15 protein-coding genes are annotated in these 19,275 nt (G+C 62.1%); 10 read left to right on the top strand and 5 right to left on the bottom strand.

Annotated elements, in window-relative coordinates; translation table 11 throughout:
• Complete coding sequence (locus tag AC0L18_RS04290; protein ID WP_473490757.1) at positions 1–1,446, bottom strand: GumC family protein; 1,446 nt, start codon at positions 1,444–1,446, stop codon at positions 1–3.
• On the opposite strand from AC0L18_RS04290, the gene AC0L18_RS04285 reads away from it, so the two are divergent.
• Both AC0L18_RS04285 and AC0L18_RS04280 read left to right on the top strand, forming a co-directional pair.
• Positions 1,445–1,741 carry a hypothetical protein gene (locus AC0L18_RS04285; protein ID WP_473490756.1) on the top strand — a complete coding sequence of 99 codons (297 nt, stop codon included), beginning with the start codon at positions 1,445–1,447 and terminating at the stop codon, positions 1,739–1,741. The two genes, AC0L18_RS04290 and AC0L18_RS04285, sit on opposite strands and share 2 nt — an antisense overlap.
• Entirely contained in the window at positions 1,738–3,045 is a 1,308-nt protein-coding gene (locus tag AC0L18_RS04280; protein ID WP_473490755.1) for a VpsF family polysaccharide biosynthesis protein, read from the top strand. Before AC0L18_RS04285 ends, AC0L18_RS04280 begins: the two co-directional genes overlap by 4 nt.
• A gap of 17 nt (positions 3,046–3,062) precedes the next feature.
• Here AC0L18_RS04280 and AC0L18_RS04275 read toward each other — a convergent pair whose 3' ends face one another.
• The gene (locus AC0L18_RS04275) at positions 3,063–4,505 is read right to left on the bottom strand and encodes a glucosamine inositolphosphorylceramide transferase family protein (RefSeq protein ID WP_473490754.1); all 1,443 of its coding nucleotides are present in this window, start codon (positions 4,503–4,505) and stop codon (positions 3,063–3,065) included.
• A gap of 198 nt (positions 4,506–4,703) precedes the next feature.
• Between AC0L18_RS04275 and wecB the strand changes: the two genes are divergently transcribed.
• Genes wecB through AC0L18_RS04260 form a run of 3 tightly spaced genes read left to right on the top strand, consistent with a single transcriptional unit; the run spans position 4,704 to position 7,982 of the window.
• The gene (wecB, locus tag AC0L18_RS04270) at positions 4,704–5,858 is read left to right on the top strand and encodes a non-hydrolyzing UDP-N-acetylglucosamine 2-epimerase (protein WP_473490753.1); all 1,155 of its coding nucleotides are present in this window, start codon (positions 4,704–4,706) and stop codon (positions 5,856–5,858) included.
• Positions 5,851–7,182, top strand: a complete 1,332-nt coding sequence (gene wecC / locus AC0L18_RS04265; protein WP_473490752.1) for a UDP-N-acetyl-D-mannosamine dehydrogenase — start codon at positions 5,851–5,853, stop codon at positions 7,180–7,182. Before wecB ends, wecC begins: the two co-directional genes overlap by 8 nt.
• Positions 7,179–7,982 carry a WecB/TagA/CpsF family glycosyltransferase gene (locus tag AC0L18_RS04260; protein ID WP_473490751.1) on the top strand — a complete coding sequence of 268 codons (804 nt, stop codon included), beginning with the start codon at positions 7,179–7,181 and terminating at the stop codon, positions 7,980–7,982. Before wecC ends, AC0L18_RS04260 begins: the two co-directional genes overlap by 4 nt.
• A gap of 99 nt (positions 7,983–8,081) precedes the next feature.
• Here the strand turns inward: AC0L18_RS04260 and AC0L18_RS04255 are convergent, their stop codons facing one another.
• Complete coding sequence (locus AC0L18_RS04255; protein ID WP_473490750.1) at positions 8,082–9,521, bottom strand: lipopolysaccharide biosynthesis protein; 1,440 nt, start codon at positions 9,519–9,521, stop codon at positions 8,082–8,084.
• A 165-nt stretch (positions 9,522–9,686) separates the two neighbouring features.
• Between AC0L18_RS04255 and AC0L18_RS04250 the strand changes: the two genes are divergently transcribed.
• Positions 9,687–10,814: a glycosyltransferase family 4 protein gene (locus tag AC0L18_RS04250; RefSeq protein ID WP_473490749.1), complete on the top strand. Its 1,128-nt coding sequence runs from the start codon at positions 9,687–9,689 to the stop codon at positions 10,812–10,814.
• Entirely contained in the window at positions 10,801–12,219 is a 1,419-nt protein-coding gene (locus AC0L18_RS04245; RefSeq protein ID WP_473490748.1) for a phenylacetate--CoA ligase family protein, read from the top strand. Before AC0L18_RS04250 ends, AC0L18_RS04245 begins: the two co-directional genes overlap by 14 nt.
• On the opposite strand, the gene AC0L18_RS04240 is transcribed toward AC0L18_RS04245, so the two are convergent.
• Complete coding sequence (locus AC0L18_RS04240; protein ID WP_473490747.1) at positions 12,213–13,457, bottom strand: glycoside hydrolase family 5 protein; 1,245 nt, start codon at positions 13,455–13,457, stop codon at positions 12,213–12,215. The genes AC0L18_RS04245 and AC0L18_RS04240 overlap by 7 nt on opposite strands.
• Positions 13,458–13,573: 116 nt before the next feature.
• Between AC0L18_RS04240 and AC0L18_RS04235 the strand changes: the two genes are divergently transcribed.
• The 3 genes from AC0L18_RS04235 to AC0L18_RS04225 all read left to right on the top strand — a co-directional run bounded on the left by AC0L18_RS04235 (position 13,574) and on the right by AC0L18_RS04225 (position 17,837).
• Complete coding sequence (locus AC0L18_RS04235; protein WP_473490746.1) at positions 13,574–15,478, top strand: heparinase II/III family protein; 1,905 nt, start codon at positions 13,574–13,576, stop codon at positions 15,476–15,478.
• Between the two features lie 242 nt (positions 15,479–15,720).
• Entirely contained in the window at positions 15,721–16,710 is a 990-nt protein-coding gene (locus tag AC0L18_RS04230) for a sterol desaturase family protein (protein ID WP_473490745.1), read from the top strand.
• Positions 16,707–17,837, top strand: a complete 1,131-nt coding sequence (locus AC0L18_RS04225) for a GNAT family N-acetyltransferase (RefSeq protein WP_473490744.1) — start codon at positions 16,707–16,709, stop codon at positions 17,835–17,837. Before AC0L18_RS04230 ends, AC0L18_RS04225 begins: the two co-directional genes overlap by 4 nt.
• A 58-nt stretch (positions 17,838–17,895) precedes the next feature.
• Here AC0L18_RS04225 and AC0L18_RS04220 read toward each other — a convergent pair whose 3' ends face one another.
• Positions 17,896–19,215: a PQQ-dependent sugar dehydrogenase gene (locus AC0L18_RS04220; RefSeq protein ID WP_473490926.1), complete on the bottom strand. Its 1,320-nt coding sequence runs from the start codon at positions 19,213–19,215 to the stop codon at positions 17,896–17,898.
• Positions 19,216–19,275: the final 60 nt, after the last annotated feature.

The raw sequence follows: 19,275 nt of genomic DNA, 5'->3' as shown, positions 1-19,275 counted from the left end.
TCAGGCTCGGCTGACGCCGATGCCTGATCGGTTCGGCGGCTGGCGCATGTCGCGAACGGTACCCATGGCAATGGCCAGCAGCATGCCCAGAGCAAAGCCGGCGAAAGCTCCCAGGCCTGCCGTCACAGGGGTGCGGGGCGGCCACGAGCGCCCCGGTGGCGGCACGGCGGTGGAAATCACCTGCACATTGGTGGTGTCGATCTGCTCGCGCTCGGTGATTTGGCGCGCGCGAGACAGGAAGCTTTCATAAACCGCCCTTCTCGAGGCGGCGTCGCGTTCAAGCTCACGCAGGGCGACCTGGGACTCGCTGTCGGTGAAAACGTTGTTCTTCAGATCGTTCATCCTGGCGGTGAGAGAAGCCAACGAGGCGTTGGCCTTGTCCAGGTTGGCTTTTGCCGTGCCGACCGTGCGGGAGAACTCCGCCCTGAGTTGAGAACTGACGGTTTCGAATTCTGTCCTGAGCCGGACGATCGTCGGGTGGCGCGGACCATAGGTCATGGACTGAGAATCGATCTGCTGCCGCAAGCCATTCGCCTTGTCGCGCAGCACTGAGAGTGCTGCCGAAACCGCGGGGTCAGGATTGGCCCCATTGACACCGGAAGCAACCAAGGCGTCGTAACTTGCCTGCGCCGCGATGACGCGCGATTGCGCCTCGCCAATTTCGCTATTGAGCTGCGTCATCGTCTGCGAACTGACCAGCTGGCCATTGCTGGCCGACAAATTGTGGCTGCGCCTGTAGCTCTCGACCTTCTCTTCGGCTGCCTGCACGTCGCGCTTGAGTTGGCCGAGCCGGCCCTCAAGAGCAGCCGCGGCACGGCCGGCGCCAGCAGCTTCAGACTTGGCCAGTTCTTCCTGGAAAGCCTTCACCATGGCTTGCGAGATCAGGATCGCCTTGCCGGTGGTTTCTGCCGATACCGCAAGGGTTGTGACGAACGAGGTTTCATCTGCAGCGACGCTGACCCGCTGCGCCAGGCTTTTCTGGGCGACAAGCTTCGGATCGGACTTGCCGCCACTCGCTGCAGCACCAGAGGTGGAAGCGGTCTGGTCCGGATCGAAAAACTCCGGATCATTGGCGAGACCGAGTTCGTCCACCACACGTGCAAGCACGTTGCCGGAGGTCAAGATGCGCTGCTTGCTGCGCGCGTTCAGTATTTGGCTGTCGACCTGGCCCGGTTGCGAGTAGACATCGTTTTCCACAACCTGCAAATTGGCAGGATTGATGAGGATTTCCGTCGTAACGGTATAACGCTGTTTGCTCAGCAACCCGTAGGCGGCGCCGATGACGCCGCCGGCTACTGCCAGCATCAATGCCCAGACGAGCCCGGCACGCAGCCAGACAAACAGGCGTCGAAAATCGAGCTCGAGGAAATCGCCGATCTTGTCGAGCGTCACCGTTGGGACAGGCTCGGGCGTGGGCGGAGTGACAGGGGCAGGGGGGCGTGCCATGACCGGAGCATCCTGTTGCAGCCTTGCCCTGCTGGCGCGCCGTGCATTGGCGATCCGCTCGAACGCGCTGACGTCGGAACCCGCTGCAGAGGGAGGGGTTGTGCCGGAAGCGGCGGACATGGTGCTAACTCTGGTTATTCGCTACGCGGACCAGCACTACAGAAAGATCGTTAACATGTCATTTTCCAAGTTGGCATATTTTGCCGAGTCAGGCACCACGTCCGTTCAGCGGTCCCTTGAATGGATCTCGTTGGCCAGAATGGCGTTTGAATACCTTCACTTGGATCGGCCATGAGCTATCCAGCTGCCGTATCGGAACGATCCAGCCAGGCGCGCCGTCAGAACGCGCTGTCGCTTCTGTTTTTCCTGTGCGCTGCGTTGGCGTTCTTGCTCCGCTTCACGGTGTCGCCGCAGATCATGAACATGGTCGTCGACTATACCGCCGACGGCGGTTCGTTCTACGAGAAACTGCATGTCGGCACCTATGCTATCTTCCTGCTGCTTCCTGTCGTCCTTTTCAGCCGACCGTTTCTGCTGCAGGGCGACGAAATTGGAATCTTCAAGGCTTTGCTGCTCTATTCTGCAGTGATTTTCGCGCTGGTGCCGTATCTGTTCATCACCGGCCGCGCCGGCTCCTCCGGGTTTATCATCGATACCTATCTGGTGGCGGGCGCCGCAGGCCTGTTGATGCTGGCCCTGAACGCGCAAGTGCGGCGTGCTTTAGGCGACCTCGTGCTTGGGATGGTGATCCTCAGCGCTATGATGGGCACGATCGAAGCGGTGACTCAGCATCGATTTCTGCCCTACGGTCTCAACGAACTGCAGTTCAGGCCGATCGGCCTATCGGCGCACCCGCTGGCCCTGGGCGCGCTCTGCGCCACAGCCATCGGGTTCGTACCGCTGACGAACTGGCGCATATGGGTGCGGGTGCTGGCGATCTTCGTATTGCTCGTCGGCTGTGCTGCATCAGGCGCCCGCGCCGCCCTGTTGCTCGCTGCCGCAGAAACCCTCATCCTGCTGATGTTCGTGCCCTGGCCGCGCCTGTCGCTCAAGCATCAGCGGCAGGCCAAGTCTGTCGTGCTGCTGTTCGCCGTGGCGGGCGGCGCAGTGCTGGTGGCCATACTGTTTTCGGGCGGGCTGCTGAACCGATTCGGCAACACGATCTTTGACGAAAACTTCATGGCGCGGGTGACGATCTACCAGGTGTTCGGACTTGTCAGCTGGAAAGACATCCTGTTTGGCATGAACGTCGACGACCTCTTGGCAATCGTCAACGAGAAGTTGCATCTGCCCTACATCGAGAGCGCGCCGGTGGTCATCATCATGCTCTTCGGCTTGCCCATAGCCGCGCTCTTTATCGTGCTGGTATTCTGGTTCATTTTCCGGTTGCTGCGCGGGGCGCCGCTGCCGGCATGGATCGGCACTATGACGTTCCTGCTTGCTGCGCTGTCGAACAACGCGCTTTCGTCAAAATCGCCGGAGATCACCATTATCGTGGTGTTGCTGCTTGCCTATAGAAACGCCCCGTTTCGAAGCGGGCCGGCGAGCATACTGTCGGCCGCGGCTGCATCCGAGCCAAAACTGAATCGGCCTGGATAGCGCAGGCTCCAGACGCGTCAGCCGGCGCTATCCACAACCTCGACATTGCCTGCGCGGTTGAGCGTGTGAATGCCCGTGCGGGCCCATGCCGGCCCCGGGCCGATCGGGCGGGGCGGCGCAAAACTGACATCGAAATCGTCAAGCCGGTCCAGACGCATCAACCCGAGACCGCCGCCGTAAGCTCTCGATCCGTTTTGCACCGGCAGCACCAGGGCGTCACCGTGGCGGATAAAGGCGCCGCCGGGGCGAGCGGCCGAGTGATCGACGGCGATGGGATTGAGCGTGTGCGCAACCCACGGCCCGCGCAGCGAGGCTGCGGAATAGACCGCCATCGTGTCCGACGCGCTGCCATAACCGAACCGCTCCGTCCCCAACAGCCAGAAGCGGCCGCCCGATTCGAGCAGCGTGGCGTCATTGAAATCCTTGTCCGTCAACAGCACGGTGTCGCGTACCCAGCGATCTGGAAACTGCGCGGCGCGGTAGAGCACAAGCTCGCGCGCCGCCGCACTTTCAGGAATCATGAAAATCTCGCCGGCGTGAGCGAACACCTGCGGATACGACAGGTGGTGTTTTTCCTCCAGCACCACCCTCGGTACGCCGAAGTTGCCGTCGTCACCCAGTTCGGCGACAGAAATCACGCCGCGACCCGTAGCGTAGGGAAATTCCTCGACAAACAGATAGTGGCGGCCGTCCCGCTTGAGGACGAACGGATCGGCATAGAATCGCTGGCCGTCGTCCGGCAGGACGGTGAACGGCTTACCGTCGAGTTGCCCGGTTTCGGCGACACCTGGCCCGTCGATCAGCCGATAGGCAGCCTGCCAATAGAAGGGACGCCGTCCAAGCCTGAGTTTTTGCACGGCGCGATCGACCAGCCCCTTGCAGAAAAATGGCAGATAGTGCCGGACAAAACCGCCGATCCTCAGGATAGGCGCCGGGCTATCGGCTATCGGCGCAAGTTCGCCCGCGGCAAAACGGGCGACGCTTTGCGCGACCAGCGAGATGGCCCCAGCGAGCAGGTCGTTGCAGCTGCGAGACAGCCAGAGCCGGTCGCCGAGCATCGGTCGGCCCCGGGCGACTGTGACGCCGTCGAGGCGAACGGCAAGTTCGGGCAATCGCCCGCTCGTCAGCATCTCGGCCACACCGGCGGGGAACGTGCTGCGGCCGCAAAATTCGAGCGTCAGAACCGGCGCGTCACGTCGTGCGGCAGTGCCGGTGAGATCGATTATGAGGTCGGCCGGACCAGAACCGCCAGACGGCAACGGCTCGGAGCGGCTTGCCAATGAGGGACCGAAGCGCCGGCTCTCGATCGCCAGCACAACATCCAGGCCGCGTGCAATCGGCGCAGGCGTCGGCGCGCGGCCGCTCGAAACCACGTGACCGGCTGCGCTCAACCGCACCAGAAGCGCATTTTCCCAGCGCCGAGATCCGACCGTGTGGCCGATAATTAAAATATTAGTCAATCGAATATATTCTTTTTCAAGACTACTCTGCCAGGATACCTATCGGTTCAGGCTTTCATAAGAGTTACCGGTGAGGACGTGGGCTTGGCTGTTAATCATATATTAAGATTTAAGGTCACGGAGGCGGCTTCTGCCGCTATTATAGCTCGTGGCGAATAATCGGCAGGTCGCGACGCCTTCTGGCGACCAGGATCAGCAATGAACATCCTTTCACATCCAAAACTGCCGTCCAGGCAAAAACTGCTGATCGTGTTCGGCACCAGGCCTGAGGCGCTCAAATGCTTTCCGGTGGTGCGTGCCGCGCTTGCCCATCCAGGTTTCATCACCAAGACATGCATCACCGGCCAGCATCGCGAGATGGTCGACCAGGTCATCGAACTGACCGGCCTGCCGGTGCATCATGATCTCAACATCATGCAGCCCGGCCAGACATTGTTCGACGTGACCTCGCGCGTGCTGCTGGGCATGGCCGAAGTGCTGGAGCAGGCGAAGCCTGATATCGTCCTCGTGCAAGGCGACACGACCACGGCGATGACTGCGGCTTTGGCTGCCTTCTACAAGCGCATCCCGGTCGCCCATATCGAGGCCGGATTGCGCAGCCACAATATTAACTCTCCGTTTCCAGAGGAACTGAACCGCAAGATTGCCGGCGATATCGCGACCTGGCATTTCGCGCCGACGATCCAGGCGCGCGACAATCTCATCGCCGAAGGAAAGGCTGCGAGCACCATCTTCGTGACCGGCAACACGGTGATCGACACGCTGTTGCATTTTTCCGGCGCGATCGACGCCGACAGTCTGATGAGCGCAAAACTCGCCGCCGGTTTCCCGTTCCTCGATCCGGCCAAGAAAATGGTGCTCGTCACCGGTCATCGTCGTGAGAATTTTGACGGCGGCATCCATCGTATCTGCACGGCGCTGAAGGGGCTGGCAATGCGCGAGGACGTGCAGATCGTCTATCCGGTCCATCCCAACCCCAATGTGCGCTCGGTGGTCAACGCAGAACTGGGCGGCGTGCCCAACATCCACCTGGTCGACCCGCAGGACTATCTGCCGTTCCTGTTCCTGCAGAAGCAGAGCTATCTGGTGCTGACCGATAGCGGCGGCGTGCAGGAAGAAGCGCCTTCGCTCGGCAAGCCGGTGCTGGTGATGCGTGAGAATACCGAGCGGCCCGAGGGGATCGCGGCGGGCACCGCCCGTCTCGTCGGCACCGATATCCAAAAGATCCTGTTGAATGCCAACAGCCTGCTCGACGACCAGGCGGCCTATCGCGGCATGGCGGAACGACACAACCCATATGGCGATGGCCGGGCCAGTAACCGGATCGTTGAGGAACTGCTGCATCATGGCTGAGATCAAGACCGTTTCCGTTATCGGCATGGGCTATATCGGCCTGCCGACCTGTGCCATCTTCGCCAGTTGCGGGCTCGACGTCATCGGCGTCGACGTCAACGAAGCGGTGGTCGAGAAGGTCAATCGCGGCGAGATCCACATCGTCGAGCCGGACCTCGATGGTCTGATCCAGAAGGTTGTCGCCAACGGCAAGCTCAGGGCTTTCAGCACGCCGCAGCCGGCGGACGCCTTTGTCATCGCCGTGCCGACCCCGATGACCGCGGACCACAAGCCTGATGTGAGCTATGTGCTCGCGGCGGCACGCAGCATTGCCTCGGTGCTGAAGCGGGGAGACCTTGTGGTGCTGGAATCGACATCGCCGGTCGGCACAACGCGCATCATGACGGGACTGCTTGCCGAGTTGCGGCCCGATCTCAGATTTCCTCTCGCGCATGGCGAACAGGCCGATGTCCTGGTCGCCTATTCGCCCGAGCGGGTGTTGCCGGGAAAGGTCCTTACCGAGTTGATCAACAACGATCGCTCGATCGGCGGACTGTCGCGCAAGTCGTCGGAACGCACCGCAGCACTCTATTCGACCTTTGTTGCCGGCGACCTGTTCACGACCCAGGCCGAAAGCGCGGAACTGGTGAAGCTGACCGAGAACGCGTTCCGCGACGTCAACATCGCCTTTGCCAACGAGCTTGCGGCGGTGTGCCAGGATTTGTCGCTCAACGTCTGGGAGGTGATCGATCTCGCCAACCGGCACCCCCGCGTCAACATCCTGCAGCCGAGCCCTGGCGTCGGCGGCCACTGTATTGCCGTCGATCCGTATTTTATCATCGATGCCGCGCCCAATAGCACGCGGCTGATGGCTTCGGCGCGCCGGATCAATTCCGAGCGTCCCTTGTCGGTGGTCAGGGATATACAAGCCTTGCTCGACCCGTCCCGCAAGCAGACGATCGCTTGTCTTGGCCTCAGCTTCAAACCCAACATCGACGATATGCGCGAGAGCCCGGCTGTCGAGGTGGTGAAGCTTTTGTCGGATATTCCCAACCTGAGGATCATTGCGGCTGAACCCAACGCACACAGGCTGCCCCATGAGCTCGAGGGCAAGGGCATCGTCTTCACCGATGCGCTTTCCGCCATCGACCAGTGCGATATCGTCGTCCTGCTGGTCGACCATCGGCAGTTCAATCTGGTCGATCCCGAAGCGCTCAAGGACAAGAAGCTCATCGACACCAGGGGTTTGTGGACCTGGCGCAAGGCACGCAAGCCCGACGCCCGCATCGAAGGCAAGAAATCAGCGCTCGAGGCGCTTCCTGCAAGTGCAGAGGAAGCCGCATGAACGCGCACGACCCTGCATGGGCGCAGCATCGCCTGTTGGCATCGCGGCGCCGGGAATTCCTCGGCGCGCCTATCCATGCGCTGACCATGGCTGAGACGCTGGCCATCGCCGATGAGGCGATGAGCCTACGGCGGCCGCTGCATCATGTGGTGGTGAATGTCGCCAAGCTTGTGAACATGCGCAACAATAGCGAGCTGCGGGAGGATGTGGCGACGGCGGATGTGATCAACGTCGACGGCATAGGCGTGCTTTGGGGGGCGCGTCTTTGCGGTCTCGCACTGCCGGAGCGGGTGGCCGGCGTCGACATCATGATCAATCTGCTGAGCCTCTGCGCGAAGCGTGGCTTCAGGCCCTTCCTCCTCGGCGCGGAACAATCCGTTCTCGATGCGGTTAAAATGCGACTTGCCAGGGATCATCCGGGTCTCGTTGTCGCCGGCATGCGCAATGGCTATTTCGAACCGGATGACGAGGCCGGCATCGTCGGGGCGATCAATGCTTCGGGGGCCGACTGCCTGTTGGTGGCGATGCCGACGCCGCGCAAGGAGCGCTTTCTCAAGCGCTATCGTGATAAGCTTACCCCGAGTTTCGTCATGGGCGTGGGCGGCAGTTTCGACGTCTATGGCGGCAAGGTTGCCCGGGCGCCAAAACTGGTTCAAGCGGCCGGTCTGGAGTGGTTGTTTCGCGTGGCACAGGAGCCGCGACGCTTGTGGCGCCGCTACTATGACACCAACACCGCCTACGCGGCGCTGCTGTGCCGGGAGTTGTGGGGCCGTCGGGGACGCCGGAAGGTCGATCTATAAATAGCTTTACCAGGGCGCCAACCCTGGGCTGCTGCATCGGTCCGAACGAGCCGCTTTTTCAGGACTATGGCACGGCAATTCGGCAAATGCCGTTGCGGCCTATGCGAGCCGTAGCCGCGCCCTCAGCTTGGCTACGAATTGCATCGCGGCGGCGGGATAGACTAGCCAGGTCAGCCCGAAGAAAACCACTGTGCCAGCGGCGCCGCCCGCGACGAGCGAGAAGATGGCCGGCATATCGCCGAATAGAGCGCTGGCAAGGCCGGCGGCCAGCCCCGTGCTGAGCGAGATGACGATCGACATGCCGATGTCGCGCCATGGCACCGGCACCGGGGTGAGCCGTTCGCTGATGACGATGCAGGCTAAAAGGCCTGCCAGCGATCCGCCGGCCAGCGCCAAAGCAGCGCCGACCTCCGCCATCGGCGGGATCAACAGCACGGACAGTGCGATTGTCGCCACCGAGCCGAAGGAATTGGCGATGATCAGCAGCCACGGCCGCTTGTGTGCGTGCACCACGGTGCCATAGACGAAGCTGGCGAGATTGGCACACAGCACACTGAAGGCGATGATCGGAAAGAGCAGGCCGAAACGGCCGTGATACTCGGCGGGCAGCAGGAGCTGCGTGATATCACTGCTGAGTGCGACCAGCATCGCTGCAACCGGCAGGCAAAGGCGCATCATCAAGGCCATCAATTGCGACAGCAGCCGGCCCGATGCCGCAGGCCCGTCGTCGTCGAACCGGCTGACCACCTCGGGAAAGGCGCCCATGTTGATGGAATTGGCGACCATATCGATCGGCTGGCGGGCCAGTGCATAGGCTGCGGCGAAGATCGCCACTGCGCCGGCATCGTAATAGATCTTGAGGAACACGCGCTCGGCGCTGTGCAGGCCGAAGCCCACCAGCGCCATGAGGACCAGGGGCACGCCGAGGACGAAGAACTCCTTTTGGGTGAAACGTGGTGGACCGGCAACGACGCGTCGGGATGCCATTAGGCCCGCCACGATACCGGCGATTAAAACGCCGAGGCTCGAGCCGAGCGATACCGTCAGAAAGGAATCTTGAAATACGACGATGGCGCCGATCGGCAGCGCCAGCTGCAGCACGGCGCGCAGAAACTCGAGCATCGAATAGACCGAATGACGCTGCTGCATCTGCAGCACCGTCAACGCGTAGCGGCCGATGGAACCGGCGATCAGGTAGCTGCAGACGGCGATCGCGAACTCGACCCAGCGCTCCGGCACGATCACTGCAGAGGCGACCACGGATATGATCAGCGCCAGCGCCGTGCTGGCAAGCAATACCCGCCCGGCCAGCATCAGGCTGCCGCGGCTGACGTCGCCTTTGCCGCCAAGCCTGAGCAAAGCGATGCGCAGCCAGTTGGTGACCGCAATGTCGGTCATTTCGCCGACGGTCACCACCAGGGTCAGCAGCCCATACTCGGTCTGGTCGATCAGCCGCGTCACGATGACCAGCAGGAGCAGCGCGGAAATCCGCGTCAGCAGGATCGCCGGGGCGTAGATGAGCGTGGAGCGCAGCAGCAAAGGGTTGTCCCCGGAAAATTCCGCCTCGACTAACCGTCGACCGGCGGAAAATCCAGCGCGACAGCGGCGAAGGGTGAACAGATTCAGTTTGAACTAAAAGATTTGCCGTAAACTTACCGGGAACGTTTGCTTTGTGGTTACGCGGTCCGTGCTATCCAGAATACCATGCTGCAAAGTCTCTTACCCGATCGAAAAATACATGTCCTGGTCGCGACCCCGTCGGGTGTGTCGGGGCAGGGCGGCATCGATCGCATCATGGCGGCGCTCGATCGCGAACTCCAACGGCAGGGAGACGGAAAGGTCGAAGCGCGGTTCCTTCCCAGTCGCGGTTCGGGCTCGGTCGCGCTGTCGGTCCTCTACATGATTGGCTTTTGCCTTCGGATGGTGGTCGCGCGTGTTGCCGGCCGTGCCGACGTCGTTCACATCAACGTATCGAGCTTTGGCAGTACCTACCGCAAGATGGTCATCGCGAGGTGCGCGCGATTGCTCGGCATCCCCTATGTGCTGCATTTGCATGGAGCTCAATACCAGACGTTCTGGAAGGAAAACCGCAACTTCATGAGCCGCCGCATCCGGCATATGTTCGAGCATGCCGATCGGATCGTGGTTCTGGGCCGTATCTGGCGCGACTTCGTCACTGCACGGGCGCCAGGCGCGGCCGCGAACATAGTGATTGTGCCCAATGCCACCGAAGTCCCGTCCCTGGCCCATGTCGGTGGTGGAGACAGCGTTCACATCCTGTTCCTGGGCCGTATCGGCGACCGCAAGGGCGTGCCGCAATTGTTGGACGCACTGCATCGCATGAAGCCTGTCAGGCAGTGGCGCGCCACAATCGCCGGCGATGGTGACGTCGAGGCCGTACGGGCAAGATCGGCCGGGCTGGGGCTTGCCGGATGTATCGCCTTTCCAGGGTGGGTGGGTCCGAACGAGGTTGCATCGCTGATCGCTTCGGCCGACATTCTGGCGCTCCCCTCATTCGCCGAAAACCTCCCGGTCTCGGTCATCGAGGGAATGGCCTCCGGCCTCGCGGTGGTCACCACGCCTGTCGGCGCGGTAGAGGACATCATCATCGACAGGAAAACCGGGTTGCTGGTGCCGCCCGGCGATGTGGCGGCGCTGACCGAGGCACTGACAGAACTGGTCGACGACACGGAGTTGCGCGCCCGTCTTGGCTCCGCTGCCATGGCGGTGCACCGGGAACGGCTGGAGCTTTCTTCGTTCGCGGCATCGATATGCCGTGTGTGGCAAGAGGCGGCAAACGGCAGGCCGGTGCAAAATCATGAATTTTCTTGACGTAGCGCGCGGTGCCTATGTGCGAAGCCCGCCGGCGGTCAGGCGGCTGCTGGCGCCCATGCTGGCACTGGCGCCAACGCGGATGAAATTTGGTGCGACCTATCGGGCATGGCGGAGCCGGATCGCCAAGGCCGCCGAGGATCCTGTCTATGCCGGGCAATTTCATCTGGCCGCGCTGCGCGCGCTGTTGCAGAAAGCCCATGCGGGCAGTCCGTTCTATCGCGAGTCGATCGACCAGGCCCTCGGTTCTGGTTTCGATCTGTCGAGGCTGGGACTTGCCGACCTGCGCCGCCTCCCGGTCCTGTCCAAGGACATCCTGCGGGCGGCTGGAACTGCAGCGTTGGCGGTGCCGATTGCCCAACTGGATGAGGCCTCCGGCAACGGCTCCAGCACCGACAAGCCATTTCGCTTCTATCTCGATAAGGATCGGAGCGCCCGCGAGATGGCGTTTGTCTACCACGTCTGGTCGCGGATCGGTTATGATGAAGACACGGCGCGCGTCTGCTTCCGCGGGTTCAGCCTCGATGCCACCGGCAAGCGACTGCATGAATGGGACCCGGCACTTCGCGAGCTAAGGCTCTCTGTCTTTCCAATGACGGTCGACGACGCCGATGCCTATCTCGACCTGATCGACGCGCGGGGCATCACGTATTTTTATGGCTATCCCTCGGCCATAGAGCTGTTTTGCCGGCATATGCGCGTGCTTGACCGAGTACCAAAACGGCCCGTCAAGGGCATGATGATGATCTCGGAGCCAGTCCATCCCCATCAACGGGAGATCATGCGAAGCGTTCTTGGCAACGTACCGCTGTCCTGCTTCTATGGACTCAGCGAAAAGGTGCTGTTCGCCGAAGAAACGCCCGGAGCCCCCGGCAGCTACAAGTTCAATCCTCTCTACGGCCTCGCCGAATTGGTCGATGCGGCAGGCGAGCCGGTAACAGAGACAGGCAAGGAGGGAAGGCTCGTCGGCACTGGCTTCCTGTCGACCGGCATGCCTTTCATCCGCTACGATACCGGCGACTCTGCCCGGTTGGTGGAATTGCCGAATGAGGCAAACGGCCAGCGGCTTAGAGTCGAGGCTGTCATGCCGCGCCGAAACGTCGACTATCTGGTCACCGCCGACGGCAGCCGGGTGGTGACGACGCACCTGGTGCCCGACGGTCCCGGATTCTTCGACGGCATAGAGGAGCTGCAATTCTACCAGGACCAGCCCGGCGAGGTATTGATTCGCTATATCCCGACCGCCGGGGCGGCACCTGCCTGCGCCGCGCGTCTCGCCGAGACGTTGGTCAACCGCACAAACGGTCGTATCCGGTTTTGCCTGAAAGCCGTGAACCGCATTGCCGCCGGGCGGGGCGGCAAGCGGGCGCTCATCAACCAGCAGCTCGACATATCGCGTTACTGAGACGCAAGACCCAGCGCTCGCACCAGTCCGGCATCGGCTATGGGCGGTCCATCGGGGAGGATCAGCGACATCCCATGCGGATTGGCGAATTCCCAGACAGACCAGGGTATCGCGAAGCGTTCCGCCTGCTGGCGCACCGCCTCGAGATAGCGCAGACGGTCAGCGTCGAACGCGCCCATGCGGCCGTCCGCAGACATGAGGATGACGCCGAATTCGCCCATGAACAGTCGCCGGCCTGGAATGCCATGCGCCTCGCCCCAGTCGACCGCCTGACGGAAGCTCGCCTCGAGTTGGCTCGGCCCCCAATTCTGCTCGAAATACCGGGCGATTGCTTGACGCGCCGCGACCATGTTCATCACCTGCTCGACCGGGCTCAAGCCGGCGGCGTCCATCCGGGCCTTAAGGGTTTCGGTCACCTTTTCGGGCGTGCTGCTGTCGGCCGGCCAAGGCAGCCCCGAGGCGAAAGCGCCTGTCCCGTCAGACCGCTGGTGCGTGAAACTGTGCGGCTCGTACATATGGAAGCTGTAGTAGAGGTTCGGATCGTCAAAGCCGGGGGCGAGATTGACCAGTCCGGCAATGCTGCCGCCACAGGCGCCTGTTGCGACGATGGTGAGTTCACTGCTGACTGCGCGAATAGCGCGGACCGTGTCTGCCATGATCCGCTGCCAGTCATCGCTGCCGCTCGAATCACAGGGGTAGTATGCCGGCTCGTTGTAAGGCTCGAGGGCTACCTTGTCGGTGCCAACCCTGGCCAGCATGGCGGCGACCGCCACAACCATTTCGCGATAGCTGGCGACGCCTTCGCTGTCGGCACCGTCATAGATCATCTCCATGCTGTAGGCCGGAACCTGGGTGACGCCGTGCAGGTCGAAAACCACCTTGAGACCGGCCGACGTGACGCGCTCGACCGCGGCGGCAAGTATGTCGAGCGCCTGCTGGCGTTTGGCGCCCCGGCTGGCAAGCAGAGGGCCGGGGTCGACGCTCAGCCGGACGAAGTCGAAGCCCATCGACCGAATGTGCGTAAACGCGTCGCCGGGCCAATCGGTGAGCGGCCTATGTCCAGCGCGCCACTCCTGCTCGCTGCGATAGGGCGGCCAACGGTAGGATCCATCCTCCTCCACCGGCGACCAGTTGAGCCATTCATGCACGCCAACGCCGCGCTGCAGCGGGATCGGCGCAGCGCTGGCGGCTATTGCCATGCCGAGCATCCACGCTGCAACAAACGCCGTCCTTCTCATCGCCACTCTTTCCGTTTCATGGTTGGAGATATTAACCGCAGGATCGGAAAAGAGGATTGCGGTCGCTCGGCTTTTCGACAGCATGGTATACAAGAATCAAACCCTGGCGGGGCGGTATGAGAATCGGCTGGTACATCAACCGGTTGCGCAGCATGGAGCCGGCTGAGGTGTTGCACCGGCTGGGCGAGCAGCGTCGAAGGATCGCTTCGCGCCGCCGCGACGGCGGTTGGCAGCGTTATGCATCGCCCCGGTTGCATCCGGTGCTGCGTGGATTGCGCGATGCTGTGCTGAATGCGACACCGGCACAACGGCAAGCCATAGCGGCGGCGGCGCAAAACACGCTTGGCGGCGAGTTTTCCGCACTTGGGCGGACATGGCCGCGGCGCGATTCCGATCGGCTGTTTCCTCCCGAGCTTTGGCGCCTTGATCCGGTCACCGGCAGGCTTTGGCCGGGTGGCGAGGCCCATACTTTCGATATCGATTTTCGCAATGGCGGCGGCCGCGGCGATGTAAAATACGTGTGGGAGATCAACCGGCTGCAGCAGTTGCCGCCACTGGCCGCCCACCTGCTTCTCGCCGGCGACGACCAGCCCCTGAGGGCCATAGAGGCGGCGATCGACAGCTGGCATTCAGCCAACCCGCCGTTTCGGGGGGTTGGCTGGGCCTCCGGCATCGAAGTCGCGCTGCGCGCCATCAGCCTGATCGTCACCATGGACCTGGTCGGCGACCGACTTGGCGCGGCGACACGGCAGCACGTGGGCGAAATACTGGCGGCAAGCGCCTATTGGCTGCCGCGGTTCCCCTCCCGTTTTTCCTCCGCCAACAATCATCTCGTCGCAGAACTGGCTGGCGAGTATCTGATCGGCCTGGCATTGGGGGCCGCACCCGACGCTGCACGCGAAGCCCTCCTGGCTGAGGCGCGCAAGCAGATTCTCGCCGATGGCGCCGGTGCCGAGCAGACCCCGACTTACGCGGCCTTCACCGCCGAACTGATCTTGCTGTGCGTCGCAGCGGCACGCCAGGCCGGAACGCCGTTTGCCTCGCCCGTTGAAGCGCGCCTGGCCGCTTTTGCCAATTTCGTCGCCTGGCTGCCACCAGCCGCCGGCTTTGGCGACAATGACGAAGGTCGCGTGCTGACGCTCGGGGACGAGCCGGACTATGTCCGATCCGTCGCCGCCGCCATCCATGGCTTTCTACAGATGCCGGGCAACGCTGCTGAGCCCGACGATTTTCGGGCGCTTGTCTTTGGCACGCCCTCGGAGCCGGCACCGGTGTCGCGTGGGCTGCAAACGTTCACGCAGGGCGGGCTCTCGGTCTGGCGCGGCGAGATGAACGGCCGCAGCATCGATCTGACATTCGACCACGGCCCGCTCGGTTATCTCTCGATAGCGGCTCACGGCCATGCCGACGCGCTGTCGCTCACCTTGTGCATCGATGGCGAGCCGGTGCTGGTCGATCCCGGCACCTGGCTCTACGGTTCGGGAGGCGTCTGGCGCGACTGGTTTCGCTCGACACCGGCGCATAACACGCTGAATATCGAGGGCAAAAGCCAAAGCATCATCGCCGGGATGTTCAACTGGTCGCACAAGGCGGTTGCGGAGTTGGTGGAGAGCGAGCCGGGAACGCACTGGAAGCTGCGCGCCCGCCATGACGGGTATAAAAGCCGCTTCGGCGTCATGCATCAGCGCGCCGTGATGCACCGGGCCGACGGCATCGTCCTCACCGACCAACTGCTCGGCGGCAGGCGTGTGGCCGAGATCGTCTTTCAACTCGCAGCCGGCCTCGGCACCGACCGGGACGAAAACACGGTCACGGTATTGCGCGGCGATGAGCCGCTGATAGCCATGCGCTTTCCGGACGCTGCGGTCGACATCCGTGCCGGCGGCGACGCACCGGGGCAGGGCGGCTGGGTTTCACCGCGTTTTGGCGTCAGGCAGCCGGCCGAACGCATCGCCTGGCGTGGCGAAGTGGGCGAAGACGGAATTGAGATACACCTTGCGGCAATCCCCCGGCCGGTATGATAGCGATCGGCGCTGCAGCAGAGCGGCCTCTCCGGTGTTTCGGCCATGTTCGAGATTAATTGCTTTCGAACTTTTAGCGTTTTGTTACGGTTGAACTGCTAGTCTGGCGCAAATCCGGCATGCTTTTGCTTGTTGCAGCCGCAATAGCCATTTGGCTGCCGGCAACATGCAGTGGGTTTGGCAAGTTTCTTGCTTCGCAATTCGCCGGACGGCCATTTTACGGCCCAGGAGCCACCGCACCGATGTTTTCTGAATTCGCCGGATTGATTGTGGAAAAGCTTTCGAACGTCGATCTGGTGACGCTCGGCCTCCTGTTTTTCACGGCACTGGGGAGCGCGGTGGTCGCTTACTGGCGGACTGTCGAGCATAAATCCCTCAGGGACTTTTTCGATTTCGCTTTCCCCGCGGAGGTCATCCTGCACCCGTCGGCGCGAGCGGATGTCCTATTTTGGGTCACCAAACGGGCGATAATGCCATTCCTGCTCATCCCTGCCGGCGTCACCTTCGTTGCCGCCGTCGGCTATGGGACGCACCACGCAATCGGCTGGCTGCTCGGTATCCAGGCGCCGCTCATCGATGGCGCGGCCGGACCGGTGACGATCGTCGTCTTCACCGCAACCATGCTTATCGCCTACGACATTTCATACTATCTCTACCATGTCGCCCAGCACCACTTCCCGTTCCTGTGGGAATTGCACAAAGTGCATCATTCGGCCGAGGTGATGGTGGGAATCACCAAGGATAGGGTTCACCCGCTGGACGACCTGATGAACCGTATCTGGGATGGCGTCATCCCGGGGATCTGCTTCGGCATCTGGAGCCTGATCGCGCTCGATCCGGCAGAGATCGCCATCTTCGGCATCAACGTCTATGTCATCCGTAACATCCTGATGATGGACTTTGTTCGTCATACTCATTTCAAGATTTCCTTCGGCCCGTTGAACAACGTCATCTTGTGTCCGCACTGGCACCAGGTGCACCACAGCATCGACCCTCGCCACTACGACAAGAATTTTGGCCTGCTGTTTTCGTTCTGGGATCGCCTCTTCGGGACGCAGTTTGTCCCGGATCCGGATGAAGACCTCAAATTTGGCCTGATTGATCGCGATGTGCGCGACTATCAATCGCTCTTTGGGCTTTACATCCTGCCGCTCAGGAAGATGGGAGGGCATGTCCGCAGACTGTTCCAGAGGCGTCCGGATGCCATCGCAGAGGATCGTTCCCCTTCATGAACACCATTGTTTCGATTGACGCCTCGAGCGCAGAGCGCCTGGAAGTTGTCCGTGCGGCGGATCGCCTGGCTGCGATCGAAGCCGATTGGGCGCATCTCTGGCATCGCACCGATGGGCTGGTCTTTCAGAGTCATGCCTGGACTTCGGCCTGGTGGAATACCGTAGCGGACCGTGACCAGCGCGCGCTGCGGATCGGCCTGGTCTGGAATGGTGACAGGCTCGTTGCTGTCGTTCCCATGGCGATCCGCAAGCGCAAGGGCCTGCGGTTTCTCGAATGGGCGGCCAGCAGCTATACCGATTACGGCGATATTCTCGTTGCTCCGGAATGCTCGTTATCGGCCCTGCAGGGAGTATGGGCCCGGATCTGTGACGCCGGTGGCTTCGATATTGCCTTTCTCAATCGTCTCTTGCCGGGTGCGGCGGCCCGCAAAATTCTCACTCCGGATACCTCCAGCGGGATCAGACTTCGCCCCAATCACAGGGAGGAAGTCAGTTATCGCGTCGCCGGACAGTGGGCGAGCGGAGGGGCGTGGTTCGCGGAGCAGTCGAAAAAGACACGGCAGAACTATCGGCGCGGCGTCAAGACGTTGGAAGAAGCCGGCGAAATGAAATTTCGCCTGCTTGCGCCAGACGAGCCACTGCAGCCGGTACTCGACCGGCTCTCTGCCCTGAAGCGCAGATGGCTGGTCGAGCGCAAGCGTGAATCGCAACTTTTCGAAGAGGGAGCGCCGGTACTGGCCGCACTTGTTGACGCGCTGGCGCGTGCCGGCGTGCTGCACATTTTCGTACTTGAATGCGATGGCGCAATGGTCGCGGTTTCCATCAACTTCGTCCAGCACCACACCATGATGGCGTTCGTGACCACTTTCGATCCGGATTTCAGCCAGGCGTCGCCGGGCATGATCCTGATGATGGACTACATACAGTGGTCGTTCGATCACGGCTTGAGCACGGTCGATTTCCTGTGCGGCGCAGAGGCGTTCAAGCATAAATTCGCAACGCAGGGCGTTGTCCTGCAATCCGTTCTTGGGACGCGCACGGTGCAAGGCGCGCTCGCTTCCCTTGCCGATCGTATGCGTCAGAGGGTCCGGCATGCACGCGGGCGCGGATTGGCAACGACAGCTTGATTTCGGCTTGATCGGTGCGGGAACGCTGTTTCCGACCGGCAACGGCAGCACGAACCGCTCACAGTGCCGATTGCGTCTGAGCTGGAACGACCCGCCAGACCTTGTTGCCGACATCGTCCGCCACCAGCAGGGCGCCGCGCCGGTCTATCGCCACGCCCACAGGACGGCCATAAGCCTTGTCGTCCTCGCTCAGGAAGCCGGTGAGGATGTCCTGAGGCGGCCCTGAGGGCATACCGCCGGTAAACGGCACGAAAATCACCTTGTAGCCGCTGTGCGGCCTGCGGTTCCACGAGCCATGCTGCCCGACGAAGGCGCCATTGCTGTATTGAGGACCGAACAGGTCGCCTGTGTTGAAGGTCAGTCCCAATGAAGCCGTGTGCGCCCCGAGCGCATAGTCCGGCTTGATCGCCTGGGCGACGAGGTCGGGCCGCTGCGGCTTGACGCGATTATCGACGTGCTGGCCAAAATAGCTGTAAGGCCAGCCATAGAAGCCGCCATCCTTCACCGAAGTCATGTAATCCGGCACCAGGTCGCTGCCGATCTCGTCGCGCTCGTTGACGACGACCCAGAGCTCACCGCTTTCCGGATTCCACGACAAGCCGTTCGGATTGCGCAGGCCGGAGGCGAAGAGACGCGTCTGTTTCGAGGCGAGATCGATCTCCAGCACGGCGGCGCGGTTCTGCTCTGCCTCCAGGCCGTTCTCGCCGACATTGGAATTGGATCCGACCGTCGCATAGAGCTTCGTCCCGTCTTGCGAGGCGGTCACGTCCTTGGTCCAGTGGTGGTTCCTCCCCGCAGGCAGGTCGACGATCTTCTCCGCCGGTGCGGTGATCTCGGTCGCACCCTCCTGGTAGGGAAAGGCCACAATTGCATTGGCGTTGGCGACATAGAGCTTGCCGTTGAGCAGGGTCATGCCGAATGGCGAGAACAGCCCGGCGAGAAAGGCGGTTCTGGTTTCTGCCACCCCGTCGCCGTCCTGATCGCGCAGCAGCGTGATGCGATTGGCGCTATGCGTCCCCGCGCCGGCCTGGCTCTGGAAGAAATCGACGACGAAGCGCCGTATGCTGAAGCCCTCCTCCGGCCTGGGCGGCGCATTGCTCTCGGCCACCAGCACGTCGCCGTTTGGCAACACATACAGCCAGCGCGGATGGTCGAGCCCGCGGGCATATTCGTTGACTGCAAATCCCTGGGCCGCTGTCGGCTTGGTGCCCTGCGGCCATGGCATGGCCTTGGCGACATGGACGGTCGGCAGCCAGGTCGGATTGGGCTCCGGCAGGGTCGGGTTGGGGCCATAGGTCTCGGCGATCGGAACGGTCGCCTCTTCGCGCGACAGGAAGAAGATCGCTCCTGCGGCGATTACGAGAACAATGATCAGCATGAGAAGGGCGGTAGCCAAGTTTTTCACCAGAACCTCGAAAAACGTCGAAAGAACGCAAAC

It is taken from the genome of Mesorhizobium sp. WSM4819 (assembly GCF_055811215.1).
Note: the sequence above shows the minus strand (reverse complement) of the source record. Positions and strands in the feature narration are given on the sequence as shown.